At 41.8% G+C, this 18,008-nt stretch carries 13 protein-coding genes and 2 pseudogenes; 12 read left to right on the plus strand and 3 right to left on the minus strand.

Translation table 11 applies throughout. The features are described 5' to 3' along the window. Position 1 precedes the first annotated feature (1 nt). Positions 2 to 279, plus strand: a pseudogene (locus gpAD87_RS32510) (class I SAM-dependent methyltransferase); the annotation flags it as partial. 38 nt (positions 280 to 317) lie between these two features. On the opposite strand, the gene gpAD87_RS09120 reads toward gpAD87_RS32510, so the two are convergent. Then, on the minus strand, positions 318 to 731 hold the full coding sequence (locus gpAD87_RS09120; protein WP_064637678.1) for a MerR family transcriptional regulator: 414 nt from the start codon (positions 729 to 731) through the stop codon (positions 318 to 320). Between the two features lie 99 nt (positions 732 to 830). Here gpAD87_RS09120 and gpAD87_RS09125 point away from each other — a divergent pair. The 5 genes and pseudogenes from gpAD87_RS09125 to gpAD87_RS09150 all read left to right on the plus strand — a co-directional run bounded on the left by gpAD87_RS09125 (position 831) and on the right by gpAD87_RS09150 (position 6,316). Then, positions 831 to 1,661 (plus strand): annotated as a pseudogene (locus tag gpAD87_RS09125) (SDR family oxidoreductase). Positions 1,662 to 2,186: 525 nt separating this feature from the next. Further along, positions 2,187 to 2,552 (plus strand): hypothetical protein, encoded by a 366-nt coding sequence (locus gpAD87_RS32125; RefSeq protein WP_063563701.1) that lies wholly within the window; start codon positions 2,187 to 2,189, stop codon positions 2,550 to 2,552. Positions 2,553 to 2,659: 107 nt separating this feature from the next. Continuing rightward, positions 2,660 to 3,796, plus strand: a complete 1,137-nt coding sequence (locus gpAD87_RS09140) for a sialidase family protein (RefSeq protein WP_231952483.1) — start codon at positions 2,660 to 2,662, stop codon at positions 3,794 to 3,796. A 197-nt stretch (positions 3,797 to 3,993) separates the two neighbouring features. Beyond that, complete coding sequence (locus tag gpAD87_RS09145) at positions 3,994 to 5,232, plus strand: glycosyltransferase family 2 protein (RefSeq protein ID WP_231952484.1); 1,239 nt, start codon at positions 3,994 to 3,996, stop codon at positions 5,230 to 5,232. Next, entirely contained in the window at positions 5,219 to 6,316 is a 1,098-nt protein-coding gene (locus gpAD87_RS09150; RefSeq protein ID WP_231952485.1) for a glycosyltransferase family 4 protein, read from the plus strand. The genes gpAD87_RS09145 and gpAD87_RS09150 overlap by 14 nt, the downstream gene beginning before the upstream one ends. A 219-nt stretch (positions 6,317 to 6,535) precedes the next feature. On the opposite strand, the gene gpAD87_RS09155 is transcribed toward gpAD87_RS09150, so the two are convergent. Further along, positions 6,536 to 7,918: an alpha/beta hydrolase gene (locus gpAD87_RS09155; RefSeq protein ID WP_064637685.1), complete on the minus strand. Its 1,383-nt coding sequence runs from the start codon at positions 7,916 to 7,918 to the stop codon at positions 6,536 to 6,538. After that, the gene (locus gpAD87_RS09160; protein WP_063563706.1) at positions 7,908 to 8,384 is read right to left on the minus strand and encodes a MarR family winged helix-turn-helix transcriptional regulator; all 477 of its coding nucleotides are present in this window, start codon (positions 8,382 to 8,384) and stop codon (positions 7,908 to 7,910) included. Before gpAD87_RS09160 ends, gpAD87_RS09155 begins: the two co-directional genes overlap by 11 nt. A 358-nt stretch (positions 8,385 to 8,742) precedes the next feature. Between gpAD87_RS09160 and gpAD87_RS09165 the strand changes: the two genes are divergently transcribed. From gpAD87_RS09165 to gpAD87_RS09190, 6 genes are all read left to right on the plus strand, one after another. Next, the gene (locus tag gpAD87_RS09165) at positions 8,743 to 9,690 is read left to right on the plus strand and encodes an ABC transporter permease (RefSeq protein WP_064637687.1); all 948 of its coding nucleotides are present in this window, start codon (positions 8,743 to 8,745) and stop codon (positions 9,688 to 9,690) included. 13 nt (positions 9,691 to 9,703) lie between these two features. Continuing rightward, complete coding sequence (locus gpAD87_RS09170; RefSeq protein ID WP_063563707.1) at positions 9,704 to 10,573, plus strand: carbohydrate ABC transporter permease; 870 nt, start codon at positions 9,704 to 9,706, stop codon at positions 10,571 to 10,573. 70 nt (positions 10,574 to 10,643) lie between these two features. Beyond that, a complete protein-coding gene (locus gpAD87_RS09175; RefSeq protein WP_064637689.1) occupies positions 10,644 to 12,230 on the plus strand; it encodes an extracellular solute-binding protein in 1,587 nt (528 codons plus the stop codon). 312 nt (positions 12,231 to 12,542) lie between these two features. After that, the gene (locus gpAD87_RS09180) at positions 12,543 to 14,060 is read left to right on the plus strand and encodes a sensor histidine kinase (protein WP_231952486.1); all 1,518 of its coding nucleotides are present in this window, start codon (positions 12,543 to 12,545) and stop codon (positions 14,058 to 14,060) included. Continuing rightward, the gene (locus gpAD87_RS09185; protein WP_064637693.1) at positions 14,060 to 15,682 is read left to right on the plus strand and encodes a response regulator transcription factor; all 1,623 of its coding nucleotides are present in this window, start codon (positions 14,060 to 14,062) and stop codon (positions 15,680 to 15,682) included. The genes gpAD87_RS09180 and gpAD87_RS09185 overlap by 1 nt, the downstream gene beginning before the upstream one ends. Positions 15,683 to 15,766: 84 nt before the next feature. Then, positions 15,767 to 17,998 carry an FAD-dependent oxidoreductase gene (locus gpAD87_RS09190; protein WP_064637695.1) on the plus strand — a complete coding sequence of 744 codons (2,232 nt, stop codon included), beginning with the start codon at positions 15,767 to 15,769 and terminating at the stop codon, positions 17,996 to 17,998. The last annotated feature ends 10 nt before the right edge of the window (positions 17,999 to 18,008 follow it).

Genomic DNA, 18,008 nt, shown 5'->3' on the forward strand with positions numbered 1-18,008 from the left:
CGGTTTACGTGCGAACAGCAACATAGCAGACATCGGTTCAGGTACTGGGATCATCTCAAAGCTACTTCTGGAACGCGAAAGCTATGTAATCGCGGTCGAGCCAAATCAGGCAATGCGGGAAGCCGCTGAGCAAATGTTAGAAAGTAATCCGAAATTTCAGAGTACATCACGTTCTGCAGAATCACTGGGTTACCTGATCAGTCGGTTGATTTTATTGTCTGCGCTCAGGCATTTCACTGGTTCGATCGCTCCGCTGCCCAAATCGAGTTTCGCAGAATTCGAATTTACGTCCATAAAGCTTTTTCACGATTGTAAGCCTAGATGTTGATTTTAAGTCGTAATTCGGCCATCATAGACTCAGCTTGTTGTGGATCTTCATTCAGCAGCTTCCTGTATGTCAGCATCCAATTCAGCGTTACAAGCATATGATCGTATTCTTCCTTCTTGCGCTCGATCTCATTGATCTTCTGAAGAATCCATTCAATTACTTCTTGGTTCGTGCGTGCGTTCGTATCGTGATCCTGCAAAATCGTCTTCAGCTCGGCTAACGAGCAGCCGATACCTTGAAATTTCTTAATCAGCCGTAACCGCTCAATTGCTTCGTCTGAATAGTTGCGGTAATTATTCTTCTCTCGCTGAATATGCCTGCTATCAAGCAAGCCTTCCTTCTCATAAAATCGAATGGTGTGGGGAGTTAAATTCATCAAGTCTGCTAATTCTTGAATTTTCATATGAAAAATCATACCTCCAAACGCTTGCCTTAGAGTTCACTTCATAGTTTAGACTGAAGTCATATCTTCGTCAAATGCTTAAGGAGGCGTTAAAATATTATGCGTATATTTGTTACTGGTGCAGCAGGTTATATTGGTACAGCCGTTGTCCGCGAACTCATCGGTGCGGGCCATCAGGTAGTTGGACTGACCCGTTCTGAGAGTGGTGCTCACGTATTAGAAAGCTTGGGAGCTGAGGTGGCTCGTGGGGTGTTAGAGGATCTGGATATACTGCGCAGCTGTGCTGCCACTTCAGACGGTGTTATTCATCTGGCATTTAATCATGATTTCTCTAATTTCGCCGCATCACTGGCAACTGATCTTCGTGCCATCGAAGCAATGGGTGAGGCGCTTGTCGGCTCCGATAAACCCCTTGTTATCACAGCACATGCGAATGGCAAACCATCGGAGGATGCAGCACTTGCGTTTATAGAACAAGGCGTGAGAGCATCAATCGTCTCGCTTGCACCTTCCGTTCATGGAGAAGGAGATAAAGGTTTCGTGCCGCAATTAATCCGGATTGCTCAGGAAAGAGGCTCTTCGGCTTACATTGGAGACGGCTCTAACCGTTGGCCAGCGATTCATCGCTTGGACGCGGCACTTTTGTTCCGCCTCGCTGTAGAATCTGCGCCTGCAGGCTCACAACTGGATGGCGTGCAGGATGAAGGCATTGCATTTAGAGACATTGCCGAAGCCATTGGTCGTCATGTGGGTGTGCCGGTAGTAAGCATCCCGCCTGAATAAGCGCAAGCCATCTTCGGTTTTCTAGGCATGGTCGCGTCGCTTGACTTAGCCAGATCAAGTGAAGGGACGAAGGAGCTTCTCGGCTGGAAGCCTGTCCAGCATAGACTTCTGGCAGATCTGGAACAAGGACATTATTTCACAAAATAGCGTTAGATAAATGAAGTTCACAAAAATAATGATTGTATCTTGGCGTTTCGCAAGGGAATTTGAAGGAAGGAGAAAGAGATAAAGTTTTTGTCATTTATGACATCGTCATCTGAAAATGTGAGACGACAAGAACGTATATATAAAGAGAGCGTATTAATAGTCATAACCCAATCAACTAAGCACGAAAAAAGACAACTTAAGCTACGACCGTTTCCTGGTATTCTCCCGGGGAAGGGTCGTTTAGCTTCTCCTGAAATCAATGCTGGTTATAAAACAAAATTTACTCTCTCATTTGCACAAGAATTTGTAGCGATTGCAGAAAAGGATAAGAACAAGTCGCATTCATTTTAGTAGTGGGTTGGCCAAATAAATCCTGTTCGCTTATGCCCCATTATATAGACGATTTCCTCTCCAATACGGACTTTTATATTTCTGACTTTCCACTAATTACCTGATTACCTTGTCCAAGCGCAATGAACCCTCAATTCATATAGTTATAGCAAACCAAAAAAAGAGGTGAAGCTCATGGCAACCACAACAGGTATCCTAACGAACACAGGGACTACCCCAGCATCCACCGTGATCGTTAACATCGACAATGACAACCTTAGTTTTTCATCAAACGTGGTCTATCACATTTACGTATGGAATACAATTTTTAGTAAGGCTTTAATCTACGCCAACTCATTGAATATTAATGCGAACACTAGTCAGATTCTCAGTTTTAATATAGCAGGCAATTCAGCTTATGAAGTCCAATTCCTTGTCACTGGAAGTGCACCGACAGACACAATTATTACAGTATTCGGAACGGATTCGTCAGGGAACGTTATCCCCCATCAAAGAGTACTGCAATCCGAACTTACCTTTATAGCGCAGCTGAACCCGTAGGTTTTGCAGTCTGAAAGGATTTTGAGATGGTTAATATTCAAATTTCGCCTAGCACTAGCACTCAATTCGAGCCGACTATCGCGGTAAATTGGCTTAATCCTTCGGTTATGGTTGTTGTAGCCGTAGATCTTCGATCAGGTCCGCCCAATATAGGTTTATACAAATCTATTGACGCAGGTGCTACTTGGACAACAACGCTATTACCGCTACCCACAGGATTTGCAGGCATTGAAGCCCCACATATTGATTATATTTTTCCGAACACGTTCGTAGTGTTGGCCCATGCCTTCGATTCAGACGGTCTCAGCGGTTCGATCGTTTCCTATACTTCTGTCGACAACGCCTCTTCATTCGGAACGCCAGTCGTCGTGAACCAAGGGTTTGGACAGTTTGTGAATGATGATCAGGTGGTTGTTGTCACGGACAAGGCTGGATCAAGTCCCTTTTTTGGGAATGTATATACTGGTTATACGCATGATTACAACACACAATTCATACCAGGCAATACGATATTTTTCAATCGTTCCCTAAATAGCGGTAATACCTATTCCAGTCCTTCTCTGCTATCTTCGGTCGAGGAATTTGAAGAATTCCCCGGTATAGCAATTACATTAAATGGGATTGTTGTCGTGGGCTGGATCAATCAACCTCCCGGTAATACTGATCTTAAAATTCGCACATCCCCAGACGGCGGGGTCACTTTTACTCCTGAAACCATGGTTGATTCCGTTGTGGTTCCGCCAGACCCATTACCGGGATACCAATTTAGATGTCTGACATATCCTTCCCTCGCAGCGGATATTTCCAATGCACAGGCGACGCAAGGTAATGTCTATGCTGTATATCAAGATTTTCGGGAAGGTTATTCCGATATTTTTCTTGCTACTTCCACTAACTTTGGTGTGGATTGGGGGACACCAATACCCATTACGGGTAGCCCCGTGGGCTCTCAGAGCTTTTTTCCAGTTATCACCGTATCCCCTACGGATGGAGCAATATTTGTTACCTATTACACTAATCGGGTTAATCCCCTTAACATTGATGTTTATCTAGCTACATCGAGAGATGGCGGGATGACTTTTACGAACACCCGTATAACGACAACTTCCTTTGATATCACCGGCGATGTCTTGATTGGGGACTATATTGGCAATGCGATTGTCCCTCAAACAGGCCGTCTAGTGAGCGTATGGACGGACACGCGGACTGGTACGGAGAACATCTGGTTTGGTGATAATCAATGAGCTATTACCGCATGTAAATTAAGAATACCCTCATGTAATAAAGGATGCCGAGCTAACAAATGGCATCCTTTATCATTTTATATATAAAACTTAGCATTCTCCATCTCAAAGAACCTGATCGGTTACGATGCCAAGGGCGTACACACAGGCAATCTGCAGGGAATGTAATAAACTAATTTTATGCTTGTAGAGAAAGGGTGGGGAAATTGCCGGATGTAGGGATTGTAATGCCTGTGTATACGCAAAAACCAGACTTTTTGCGACAAGCTCTGGAGTCTGTTTTACAGCAGATATTCACCGATTATGAACTAGTCATTGTAATAGACGGTGACCCACAGATGGAGCCCATTGTCAAAGGATATACCGTCAGTGATCCGCGGGTATCCGTGATCTCATATCCGACTAATCAAGGTGTAGCTCACGCGCTTAATACTGGATTTAATGTACTTTTAAGTAATCCTGACATCAAATATTTAACTTGGGTATCAAGCGACAATATATATGATCCACACTTTCTGGAAGTTCTTCGTGCATCCTTAATTAAGGGACCGCAGTCATTAGGCATTGTATATAGTTCTTTTCAAAGCATAGATAATGAGGGGAACCTTCTAAGTGACGAGCACCATTTGGCTGCTCTTCGACAATATCAAGGCCAGTCCAAAGAGAAGCTGCTCGATTCTTCAATTATCGGTGTTTCTTTTATGTACAAAGCCGAACTCGCTAAAATTGTTGGTGAATACCGGATGCAGCCTGTTGAAGATTATGAATATTGGCTGCGCCTGGTGGAACACTGTGAGATTCGCTTTCTTCCGGTGGAGCTTATGAAGTATCGTGTGAATTCCCCTTTCAGTGTTTCGGCACAACTGCACACAACAGAGCATCATCGGAGATGGAGATATACCTATCACTTAGCCCGTTTACAGGCCCGTTGCCGTAGAGAAATCGCTCCTGTTTTAACGATCCTATATCCGGTACAGACCGCAGAACTTTCCCACATTAAAGCTGTGGAGGATATGTATGAACAGACTTTTAGCAACTATATTTTTCGGGTAATGGATTTGTCGCATGATGGCCAACCTACATCCGTACTTGCAGAGATTTCACATCCAATAACCGAGTTTATATGGATGCCAGGCGCATCTGTTCAGCATGCCGTATACCGAATGCTCTTAAGTGTAACTACACCGTACACTATAATCTATGGTCCTGAACCGTTTACATCCTATATGGATATCCAGTATTTGATGGAGAACCTGATTAAAAATGATCATTTGGCTATAAGTAATTATTATACTGAGGATCATACTCTAATCGGTTATCGTAATAAGGGTGTACCAAATGTAAAAAAAACAAATACTAACGAACTCTTCAAGAGCGCGGAACTGCTGGAGCTGTATAGTCAGATTATGATTACAAATACAGATGAAAAAGAGTGATAATATGAAAGTATTATTTACGTTCTTTAATCCAAGCGGGGGGATGGAAACCTTAAACCGGGTCCGCTGCGCAGCTCTAACTACAAGGGGAATTGAATGTCATATGCTGTACACTCATAATGGTGAAGGTCGGAGGAATATCCGCAATTTTCCTGTTCATCTAATCCACAGCAACGAGGATATTTCCAATTTACTATTTTCACAAAAGTTTGATTTGATTGTAGTCAACTCGGATATTGACCTGGCAGAGCAAATCAGAAATCTTGGTTATAGGGGCTTGATAGTGTTCGAGCTGCAAGGTCTGGGTGAATTGGAGGAAGCTAGAGCGGTTATCGCTAACTTTGCTGGCCGGATCAGTCTGTATACAGATGCTCTGCTGTATCCAGAGACTGCCCATTTGCAGCAGTTACTAGGGGAGTACCTTCCTACAATGCCGCATTACTGTTTTGATAATCCTGTTGGTCTTCCTTACTTCGAATATACAGTATATCCACCAAAAAATTACCCGGTTCTGGCGTGGATTGGGCGAATTCAAGCCAATAAAAATTGGAAGGAGTTTCTACAGATCGGAATACAGTTGCTGAGTAGCAAGCCAGGAATGTATTTATGGATTTTTCAAGATGACACTTTAGCTGATCCAGAAGAGAAAGCTAGATTTGATCAATTTATCGCTGAAACAGGAATTGCTTCCAAACTGATTTTGTATTCAAACATTCCGCATGAGCATATGGCCGACTACTTAAGTATTATCGGCGACTCCGGAGGTTTGCTGTGTTCCACCTCCATACTTGAAGGATTTGGATATGCGGTGGCAGAAGCCATGTTATGTCGTTGTCCTGTGTTGTCCACTGATTCGGACGGAATCCGCAGGTTGGTTATTCATAATCAAACCGGAAAAATATACAGCAGAGGGAATATTGAGGAAGCCGTTTCGGAGGCATTGTTATTGATGAATAATCAGGTTTTTAGAACTTCTGTTAGACACGAAGCCGAGGAGCATGTCCGAGTTAATCTGAACCCCGAACTATATGTTAGTAGATTCCTTACGATGTACACATCAATGTTAGATAAGATTGCCCATTAGAATTTATGGTTTAACTCAAAAAAATACGATTATTTGCAGTGGTTTAGAATGTGAAGTAAATGATGAATGTTTGTTTGATTACCCTGATTGATGCAATGTTCACTGCGTTCCCTGACTGGAATGAATCAAACGTTTGCTATCAATGGTATACTCAACAAAAAAAACGTTGCCTAAGTACGAAGTAGGCAACGACTTTTTGTTTTTAAATGTCTAACACCATTAATCTAAACTATCCAAGAAGGCTAATTTTCTCTGAATATAAGTTCGAGTTGCTTTAGTATCAATCGTGTTCATATATCCATGAACTTCTTTGCTCTCATGGATATCAGGAATATATAAATCTGTCTTGACCCCTAATTCTTTTAAGCGGTTATAATAATCTTCAGCCTGATCTGTGAATGTCCCCGTGTTTCCATCCGTTATAAAAGTTGGAGGGAAATTACTCGTCGCTCTTGGTATTACATTTAAGGATTGTAAGATATCTTTATCAGCGCTAACCACCGGCTGACCAATGTATGCACTTCCTGATTGAGCGAAAATATAGTCAGTCACGATGTCTTCGGTTACGGTTCTATGGCCCCGACTAAAGTCAAGAATGGGTACTTCTAATACTAAAGCTTTGATATCCGTAAGCTCTATGACAGGATTAATGTCGATTTCACTCGCATACTCAGCATTAGCTTGAATTGTCACAAAGTCTGCAGCGATAAATCCACCTGCGCTTCCCCCGCCAAAGATTACATTGTTCATATTAATTCCGTACTGTTTGCCATTTTGCTGCATATATTGCACCGCTTCTGATAATTGTTTTATGGGTGTAGGGTGTATATATTCAGGAGCTAAAGCATAATTTATGGTCACCACATTATAACCATGATCAACCATTAATTCATAATGATATAACATTGTATTTGAAGCCGCTCCTGCGTTAGGATCACCTCCAATTGAATCTCCCGCTATAAAGCCACCGCCGTGCACATAAAAGTATGTTGGACGTTCTTCATCCAATTGACCATCGGGTGTAATGATATTTAAAAAACTTCTTGGATACTTATCTCCATATTGAATATTCGTTGTTAACTGATATTTACCATCAATAGTTGTGGTAGTAGATGGTTCTGCTGTATAAGTATTTTCTGCTCCAGAACTGCTTTGCAAATATAAAGCAACTGGTTTTGGCGTAGCTGTAAATAATATTAATATGGATGTCCCCAACATTAAAACAAGGACGAGAACCCATTTGCTAATTCTCAACGTTAATGATTTGAAACTTCGATTCATTTTCTTATGCATGCCTAATGCAAAAATAATTAATGCAAACCCGGTTACTGCAAATGAAACTTGTGCAACTACAAATAATCCGATTTTATCAAATATCATCCAGAAGATTTCAGTAGCTATAAATAAAGCCGAGATACCTAACCAGGCACGATAGATCTTTTCATTTAAGTGCTTCTTAACGACTAGAATATTAACTACAGACACAACCATGGCTACGATTCCTAATGGGATAAGATAATTGATAAAAAATGACTGTGACCAAGACAATAAGATCGTAATTAACCCTACAATAACTCCGTATAACCTCATACTAAATTTCATTTTTAACCATATCCTTCTTTATATTATTTAATTGTGTATCAATCACAGATAAATATTGGTTTAATTCCTCCAGCTCTTTAACAGTGAGCTTATTTCCTAAAGGCATCAATACAGCCAGTATTTTCTGTCTCTCTTCCAACACAATGTGCTGTCCTTTTTCTGTTAATTCAAGCCAGACCACGCGTTTATCTTTTTCATTGTACTCACGTTTAATTAATTCTTTATCCGTTAATCGATTCACGATAGCAGTAATAGAACTTTTTTTGACATTAAGTGCTTTAGCTAAAAAACTGGCTGTGCAATGATCAGTCGTATTAATGACATTCAATAAATTAAACTGGTCTGGAGTAACACTGCTATCTTTTGAAATATTCTTTTGAATAGATTGCATACTGATTGAAATTGATATTGCTCTCTGAGTATACAGATCAATATGTTGTTCTAATTGCTTTCTATCCATATCCATAGTTAATTGCTCCTTTACGAAATTAGTTTCATTGTCTAATGGTTAGACTGTGAAACTAATATTAACAGCATGTTTTTTGTAAGTCAACAATTGAAAAAAAGGCAAATGTTATTGTTGGTTAAGATTCTCCGTTCTAAACACTTGTCGAGAGACAAGAACATAGCCCCATTTGAAAGTCGCTATTTTAGCGGCTTTTTTTATTTAGCGATACAAGTTCTTATCCCGCTTTCCTGGATGAGCTGTTGGAACGAGCCAAGGCACACTTCCTTAATATCTTATAAGAAATTCTTGAAATTTCAGAAATTTATCCGATAGGGGGGTGCTAATATACAAATACAAACAAAGACGAGGTGATGATATGCAAGTGAAATTGGCAGCGGACGCCATTCCCCTCTCCAAAAAGCGGAAGTCATGGATAAGGACGATCCAAAAATATAAAGTGATGTATGCTCTCTTATTACCAGCCTTAATTTACTTTGCCGTATTCAAATACATTCCTATGGCGGGAATATTGATTGCTTTTAAAAACTACAACCTGGCTTTGGGCGTATGGGATAGCCCGTGGGTGGGATTCAAAAATTTTACGGATTTTATGAACGGCGTTTATTTCTGGGACATCATGAAAAATACGATTGTTATTTCGCTCTATAAGCTATTGTTCGGTTTTTCCGCTCCCATCTTACTTGCTTTACTGCTCAATGAAGTTCATACCCAATGGTTTAAGAAAATCGTACAAACCATTACTTATTTACCCCACTTTCTGTCTTGGGTCATTGTATATGGATTGATGGTAGCCTTATTAGCCCCAGGTGATGGCCTTTTTAATATGATTTTGAAGGAAAGTGGTTTTCAGCCCATTTCATTTCTAACGGAGCCTACTTGGGGGAGACTGCTGGTCATCGCATCTGAAATTTGGAAGGACATTGGATGGGGAGCGATTTTGTACCTCGCCGCATTAGCAGGTATTGATCCAAGCTTATATGAAGCGGCTCGAATGGATGGCGCTTCCAAATGGAGACAGCTCTGGCATATCACTTTACCCGGCATTCGAGGAGTCATTATTCTGATGCTGATTCTTAAATTAAGCCATATTCTGGATGCTGGCTTTGACCAAATATTCATGTTTGCCAACACCTTTAACCAGGAGAAGATCGACATTATCGACACATGGGTATACCGTGAAGGGTTGGAGCGTCTTAAGATTGGCTTGGCTACTGCTGTAGGATTGTTTAAAGCTGTCATTGGATTTGGTTTAGTTTTGGCAGCCAATAAGCTCGCCAAAAAATTCGATGGGCAAATTTGGTGAGGTGGTTTTTAAAATGATCAATTTGACAATCGGGGAAAAAGTCTGGCAATCCGTCGTTTATGTGATTCTTATTTTCTTATCACTACTTTGCTTACTACCCTTTCTGTATGTGATTGCTGTCTCCGTGACGCCAGAATCGGAAGTGTTAAGAAGAGGGATTGTGATTATACCAGAATCTTTTACCTTTCTAGCCTATAAAGAAGTATTCATTTCTCATGGGATCTGGCAGGCGTATAAAATTACGTTGTTTCGAACGATTGTAGGCACGGTGCTTAATGTGTTATTTACGGTCTTAGCAGCTTATCCGTTATCCAAAAAATATTTGCCGGGACGCAGTCCGTTTTTACTATTCATTGTGTTTACCATGATGTTCAGTGGGGGGTTAATTCCGACTTATCTACTAATTCGCTCTCTGGGGTTGCTAAACAGTCCGTGGGTATTGATTATTCCAAATCTCATTAGTGCATTTAATCTGGTAATCATTAAAGGCTTTTTCGAGCAATTGCCTGGTGAAATCGAGGAATCAGCGAGGGTTGACGGTGCAAGTGAACTTCAATCGTTATGGCGGATCATTTTACCACTGTCTTTGCCCGTCATTTCCACCATTTCTTTATTTTACGCAGTGGGGCATTGGAACAGTTATTTTGATGCTATTGTTTATATCAATGATTCCAACCTCATGCCGCTTCAAGTAGTCTTGCGCAACATCCTTCTTAACGTCGCAACACAAAGCGCTGAGTCGCTCGCCAATTCCGGAGCTGTAAGTACATTCGCTGTGCAGATGGCTACAGTTGTTGTGACTACGATTCCGATTTTGATCGTTTACCCATTTTTACAGAAGCATTTTACCAAAGGTGTGCTCTTGGGATCCGTTAAAGGTTAAAAGTGTTCCAACCTAACTTATTACGGGGAAACCGTGATAATATACAAATACAAGTAAAGGAGAGGTCAATATGCAGCGTAAGAAGATTTCATTTGCTATTCTGTCGGCAATCTTAGGATTGGGAACGCTACTGTCAGGATGTGGGGGAAATGAAGAAGTTACATCGACAGCTTCGGGTAATTCTCAAGGGCAGTCTGGCCAGTTTGCAACCAAAATGAAAATCTCAATGTTTAACCAAGGCACTTTCAACGCTGCTGCTCCGGTACCTCCACGTGATGAAGATGTTCAACGTCAAATGTTGGAAAAAGAGATGAACATCGACTTGGATATGATGATTCCTCAAGCTGGGCAAGCAACAACCAAACTGAATACACTCATTGCAGGCGGAGATATTCCAGATTTGATCTTCTTGAAGAGTCGGGCTGATCTCGCGCAATATTACGACCAAGGCGTTCTTTCGGATTTGACACCGTATCTGGATCAATTCCCTGAATTAAAGAAACGGTTTGGCAACGACTCATGGGATGCAATGTCCTATCAAGGAAAAACGATTGGAGTTCCAGGCTATGATAATGTTAACGGTATCAGTCGAAGCTTCTTCATCCGCAATGATTGGCTGAAAAAGCTGAATATGGAGGTACCAACGACACCGGATGAGTTGTTCGAAGTTATGAAAGCCTTTACAGAGAAAGATCCGGACGGGAATGGTAAAAACGATACGTACGGATTTATCGGCGGTATGAATAAAGAAGGTAATCTGCAAACCTATGGCTTCGATAGCTTGATGTGGATGTTTGGTGTCAATCCTCCTTCGGCCGTTGAGATAAAAGATAATGAACCGGTATTTCTGTTTATCGATCCCAAAATGAAAGAGGCGCTTGCTTACATTAACAAAATGATGGCCGCCAACGTGGTAGACCCAGACTGGGTGACGATGAATTCACCTGATCTGTTGGACCAAAAGATGTTTAAGGGTAAAGTTGGCTTCATGATCAGAGATGCCCGTAGGCTGGAGCCGGATTATCAGCAGAAAATGAAAGAGATTAGTGGCGAGGTGCCGGAATGGATCGTCATTCCTCCGATGAAAGGTCCTTACGGGGATCAAATTGTAGAAAGAAAATCATTCCAAGGTAATTCATGGGCCATTTCCGCGAAAGCGGATAAGGACAAAATCATTCGGATCTTGTCCATGCTGAATTATCTCTTTACAGACGAAGAAGCTTATCCTAACTTTGCATACGGAATTAAAGGTATTCATTGGGATGTGGTGGACGGCAAGATCAAAAATAAAACCTCCGAGTTATCGAAGGAAATGAAAGAGAAGTACCTGTGGGTCGATCATTATAGAATGCCGCGCCGTGGTGATGATGCGGAGTACTTCAGCTTCCAGAATCCTAAGACGACGGAGGCTTTCAAGGACAATCAGCAATATGTGGGGCCAACGTTACCCGGAAATTTATTGACTCCAGACCCCAACGATACTTTGGATGCTGACCGAACTCGTTTCATTAATGAAAGCTTAGTTAAATTTATGACGGGCAAAGAACCTCTTTCGAACTGGGACAATTTCCTCCAAACGTTGGATACTAAGTTTGACATGCAGAAATATAAGGAAACAGCAATCAAACAATTTAAAGAGGCCGGCCTTATCAAGTAAAATAAACAAAGAGAGTGGCTATTCGTAGCCCCTCTCTTTATTAGCATATGCTATTCTTAGTTTACTATAGAATTAAAAGGAAGATGATGGATGCGAAGAAGAATCAGCTTGCCTTTAAAATTATTTTTTCTCGTGTTTGCGTTTGTATTAGGTTGCATCATCTTGATAAGCCAATTGTCTTATCGCTATGTCCAAAAGGAAATAAGAACCAATGACATTTTTTACACCAACCAAATCCTTGACAAGGTAGACCAGTACTTCACTGTTAATTTTTCTTCCTTCCAGACGATTCTCTTCTCAGTCGAAACATCAGTGAAAGCCAATATTGACAATGCGGAAGTGATTAAAAAGCAATTAAGAGAACTGTATGAACTCAATAGTAGTTACGTCAGTAATATATATTTGATCAAAAGCGATTTATCCATTCTAGGCGGAAGTACAGCTACCCGAATATTCGATGAACCTTTATCTGAAAGAGAACCTTTGTTTGATGCGGCTGACAAGAACAGAAGGACTACCTTTGTTAGTGAACCTTACAAATCGAAGTATTCCGGCTGGACCGTTACGATGGTTCGATATCTGAACGGTGCTCCGTTTCCAATGGCCATTGCGGTTGACTTGGATCTAAATGCCATTGAAGAAACCTTGTTCAAGATTAATAAACAAGAACAAATGAATCTGGCTCTGATCACAGCGTCAGGTAAAATCATTGCCGGATTTTCTGAAAATAAAGGACTACTGAATATTCAAGATCATACGTTTTCGATCGGGGAAACGTCAGCGGAACAAATTCTGGATACGACAGAAACAAGTCTCCAACTGCATACCATGGATGGCATTCCGGTCTCCCTTCTAAAAAAACCGACGGAGAAATTCAACTGGACCATCATCTCAATTAATGATGAATCACGCTTGAAAGCAGCTTTGTCCAGATTGGAAACCTATTATATTGAGCTTCTAGCTGCAGGTCTTCTCTTAAGTTTGATCATTTCTTTTTTGGTTGCCAAATATATAAGGAAACCACTGTATACACTCAAAACAAAAATGAAGCAAGTGGAGCAAGGCTTACTCACAACGACAATTACGGTTAATCGAAACGATGAGTTTGGAGATCTTTCACGAGCATTCGATCGTATGCTGCAGCAAATTGTGGAACTGATTCGGCGAGCGGAACTTCATAATGAACTTGAGCGGAAGTTGGAAATCCAGGTGCTACAGTCTCAAATTAACCCTCATTTTCTGTATAACACACTTGGTTCGATCAGCAACGTTATACGTCTCGGACAAATAGAGAAAGTAGATGTAGTCATCGGATCGCTTATTTCATTATTGGAATACGGGATAGACGATGCTTCAGAGAAGGTTTCCTTAAGTCAGGAACTACGTAATGTAGCGGACTATATTGAGATCCAGAACATTCGGTATAACCGAAACTTCCACTTGATTGAAAATATCGAAGCAGGGTTAATGGATTTTCCTGTTTTTCGAATGCTGCTGCAGCCTCTTGTGGAGAATAGCATCTTCCATGGTTATAACGGAGGGGGAATTGAGGGGCCTATTACGATTCATGCGTACAGGGAGGACAGTATCGTCATCATAGAAGTTGTTGATCAAGGCGAGGGAATTCCAGCTGATAAAATAAAGCATATTTTAACCTCAGAACCGAGTGAAATGGAACTAAAAAGGAAAAGAATCGGGCTAAATAATATTCATAGCCGAATAAGACTTCACTACGGAGAACAATTCGGGCTGCAAATCATTAGCATACCTAAGGAAATAACCCGTATACGCGCTTTATTCCCGGCCGAATTGCAAAAAGGAGATGCATAATGGTGAGAGATTATACCTGCTTCATTGTTGATGATGAAGACCTGATCATTCAAAGATTGGAATTGTTTTTTAATGAACTCTCTCATAGGGATAAGCGATTTGTTCTAGTGGGCAAAGCGAATAATGGGCTGAATGGGATCGAGGAGATCATAAAAATTAAGCCGGACATCGTCATATCCGATATCGTTATGCCGCGAATGGACGGAATCTCCATGATTGAGCAGCTCAAGGCGGAGCTCCCCCATACGCAATACATACTTTTGACCGCCTATTCATCCTTTGAATACGCCCAGCGAGCGATTCAAGCCAACGTATTGGAGTACATTGTAAAGGTTCCGCTGAGGGAAGCGGATTTGAATCGAGCTTTGGATAAGGCAGCTGGAATTTTAAATGAGTTTAAGAAAAAAGAAGCGGAATTTCAATCGTTAAACGTATCCGTGCTTGAAAATAAATATAGAGTGCGCAAGCAATTTTTTAACGAACTGATCAGAGGCGAAATTCCTTCTCATCGGGCATCGGATTTTGCTAATCGCATGCAGTTTCATTTCTTTCAAGCGAACTATTGCTGCTTCATCGTTGAGATGAATACGTATGAAAGTTTCCGCAACGAATACGCTGCCGCAGATCAAAACATCTTGAAATATGCGATTACGAATATCATCGAAGAAACGGTAATGAATGGTGGCAGTGGGGTAGCTGCGGATCTGTCCGATAATCGTTTTATTGGCTTTCTATCCTGGGAAAATAACCGCAGTGATATGGAAACGGAATATGCTTGCCTATCCTTGGGAGGGCAGATCGTCTCTCATTTGCATCAATATCTGAATCAAAGGGTATCCGTCGCTTTTGGTGGTCCACACCGAGGCTGGGAATCGATCAAACAGGCATACACGGAAGCTAAAAATGTGAGTGAGGATTTCTATTATCATACCGAGAAAGTAGTAAAAACACCGATGCATCGGTTCCAATACGATAATGACAAAAAAGCAGACTTTCAGCAGAAGCTGGCTGATTTTCTTATACGGATGAAAAGGAAGATTTCCAAGGAAGAGCTGGAGAATGCACTTGTCGATCTGTCTCAATTTGTTTCGGACCATAAAATCCACAAGTCCATCATGGCACCAATGATTAGAGACTTGTACAGAGACATTACCGTAAAGTTTAAATCAGGGAACAAGATGGCCACGGAAGTCCCAGACTTCCCCATGGAATTTATGGCTTTTCAGGAGCAGCTCGCTTATATTGGTGACTTCACATTCGAATACGTACACGCGGGCCAACTATTACATCGTGCAGAAATCATGAGTGCTATGCATTTTATCGAGAAAAACCTGAAACAACGCTTAACATTGGAGGCAATTGCGGAGGAAGTGAATCTAGCGCCATCGTATTTTAGCAGCTTATTCAAAAAAACAATGAGCGAAGGCGTGATCAGCTACATCAACCGTAAAAAAATCCATCTCGCTCTCGAGTTGTTAAACGTCCGGGATTATTCTTTATTGGAATTGTGTGAGGAAGTAGGCATCGTCAATGAAGGTTACTTTTGCAAACTGTTCAAAGAATATACGGGTGATACACCTAAGCAATATCGGATAAAAATGACACGGTACGAATCCAAATAAGGATACAAAAAATGTATGATTTTTTCGTGAAATCCTGTAAAAAAAAAGAGGCCAAAACCATTACCATGATAGGAGCATCTAATCATGGAGGTTATCAAAATGGAGCTTATGAAAGCAGATGTAACCGTCGTAGGTGGAGGTATTGCAGGGATATGTGCTGCCATTGCAGCTGCACGCCAAGGTCTGCAGGTTTCACTTATTAATGATCGGCCGGTGCTTGGGGGAAATGCGAGCAGCGAGGTCAGAGTTCATATCAACGGGTCGGCATATCTCGGAAATAGTCCATCCTATTATGCCCGCGAGGGCGGGTTGGTAGAAGAACTCAAGCTGAAGATCTTTCATTATAATCCGTTATATAACAAGAAGCTTATGCTTTCGCTTTCGGATACGGTCTTGCTCGACATGGTTTATGATGAGCCTAACATTTCTCTGTTTCTGAATACATGTGTACATGAAACGGGCATGGAGAACGGCAGAATTCAATGGGTGGAGGGCCTTCAATTAGCTTCTGAAAGAAAATTCCGTTTTGAAAGCCCAACCTATATCGATTGCTCCGGTGATGGAATTGTTGGATACCAAGCAGGCGCTCACTTCCGATGGGGAAGAGAAGCGAAGCATGAATACAAGGAGGAGCTCGCTCCAGAAGTGGCGGATCATTACACGATGGGCGATACGATTCTGTTTCAAGCCCGAGACGTAAACTATGCCGTTCCTTACAAAAGGCCTGGCTTTGCGTATGATATCACGAAGCTGGAGTTTTTCGATAGTATCAGAAAAGGATTAAACCATCGGTCTTTTCCAAGGAAAATCAACGGGCTTGGCGGATTGTGGTGGCTGGAATACGGCGGTCATATGGATATTATCAAGAATAATGAAGACATCGCATTGGAACTGCGGAAATTGGTGTACGGGATATGGGATTATATCAAAAATAGCGGTGAGTTTGATGATGTAGACAATCTCATCTTGGATTATGTATGCCCGATTCCGGGAAAGCGGGAGTCAAGACGGTTTATCGGGGAGCACATGCTGTCTCAGAACGATCTTACAGCAAAGACTCACTTCGAAGATGCTGTATCCGTCGGAGGCTGGTATATGGATCTGCATGCGAATAAAGGCATTTACGATGAAGGGCCGGCTACAGCTTGGAATTTTGTGCCGGGGTTGTATAATATCCCTTTCCGCAGCTTATTTTCACGTAATATTCCCAATCTCATGTTCGCTGGCCGCAATATAAGCGCTACCCATGTGGCTTTCGGGTCTACAAGGGTGATGGCAACCTGTGGTTGTATGGGGCAGGCGGTAGGAACGGCTGCTGCGTTATGCGTAAAATATGATACAGACCCCGCGGACATCGTCAAAGCGCATATGGATGATCTTCAGACGCAGCTGCTTCGAGACGGGCAAACGATTGTAGGGTTTCAAGAGCAGTTGGATCCTTATTTTGCTGACGGCTTAACGATACGTGCCTCGTCTCAGCGAAGCTATGATCATCTGCATCCTACCGAAGAGATCTCCTTGGAAAAAGCGTTATGTTTGGTCTTACCGATTCAGACATCCTTGGCTGAAAGCGTGCAGATCAAAATAAAAAATAGATCCGAGCAATCGGAAACGTTGCAAGTGAAGCTGTTTGGCGGGGAGCGGAAGGAAAACTATATTCCCGCCAGTGAGCTGAAAAGCTACAACTTGTTGATTTCAGCGGGTCACGATGACTGGATTACACTGGACCTCAGCTGCAAGAAGCCAGCTGATGACAAAATCTACATCGTATTGGAAGGTGCGGCGAGCCTTGCCGTACACGGCAATGTAGAGAAAATGACTGGAGCGGTGAGCTTCTATTATAGACCAGAAGAGCCCTCCAGACTGAAGAAGCTTAATAAGAGTATTTGCTTCAAAGACCTATCGCCATCCCAAAATATGTATAGCCCTGAGAATGTCGTCAATGGCTTCTCCAGACCTTATGGTCTACCGAACAGCTGGATTTCTGAACGTTCAGAAGGACAGGAGTGGTTGGAATTTGCTTTTGCAAGCCCCAAGAATCTGGATGAAATCCATCTTGTTTTCAATTCGCAGCTGAATTTGGAGCATTTCGACGATCCGATCGAGCCGTTGATTCAAGATTATGATGTGATCTTAACCTTAGAAGACGGAACCGAGAGTGAAATGAATATCCGTGGGAATTATCTTTCGTTGAATAAACATCAGGTGCATGCAAAAGGTGTAACCCGAGTCCGACTTGATTTCTGTGCAACGTATGGTTCGCCTTATTATGAAGTGTTTGCTGTCAAATTTTTTGCTCCTAAAAACGCTAAGTGAGGGCGGGTGA

The organism is Paenibacillus sp. AD87 (genome assembly GCF_001659845.1).
Lineage (GTDB): Bacteria > Bacillota > Bacilli > Paenibacillales > Paenibacillaceae > Paenibacillus > Paenibacillus marchantiae.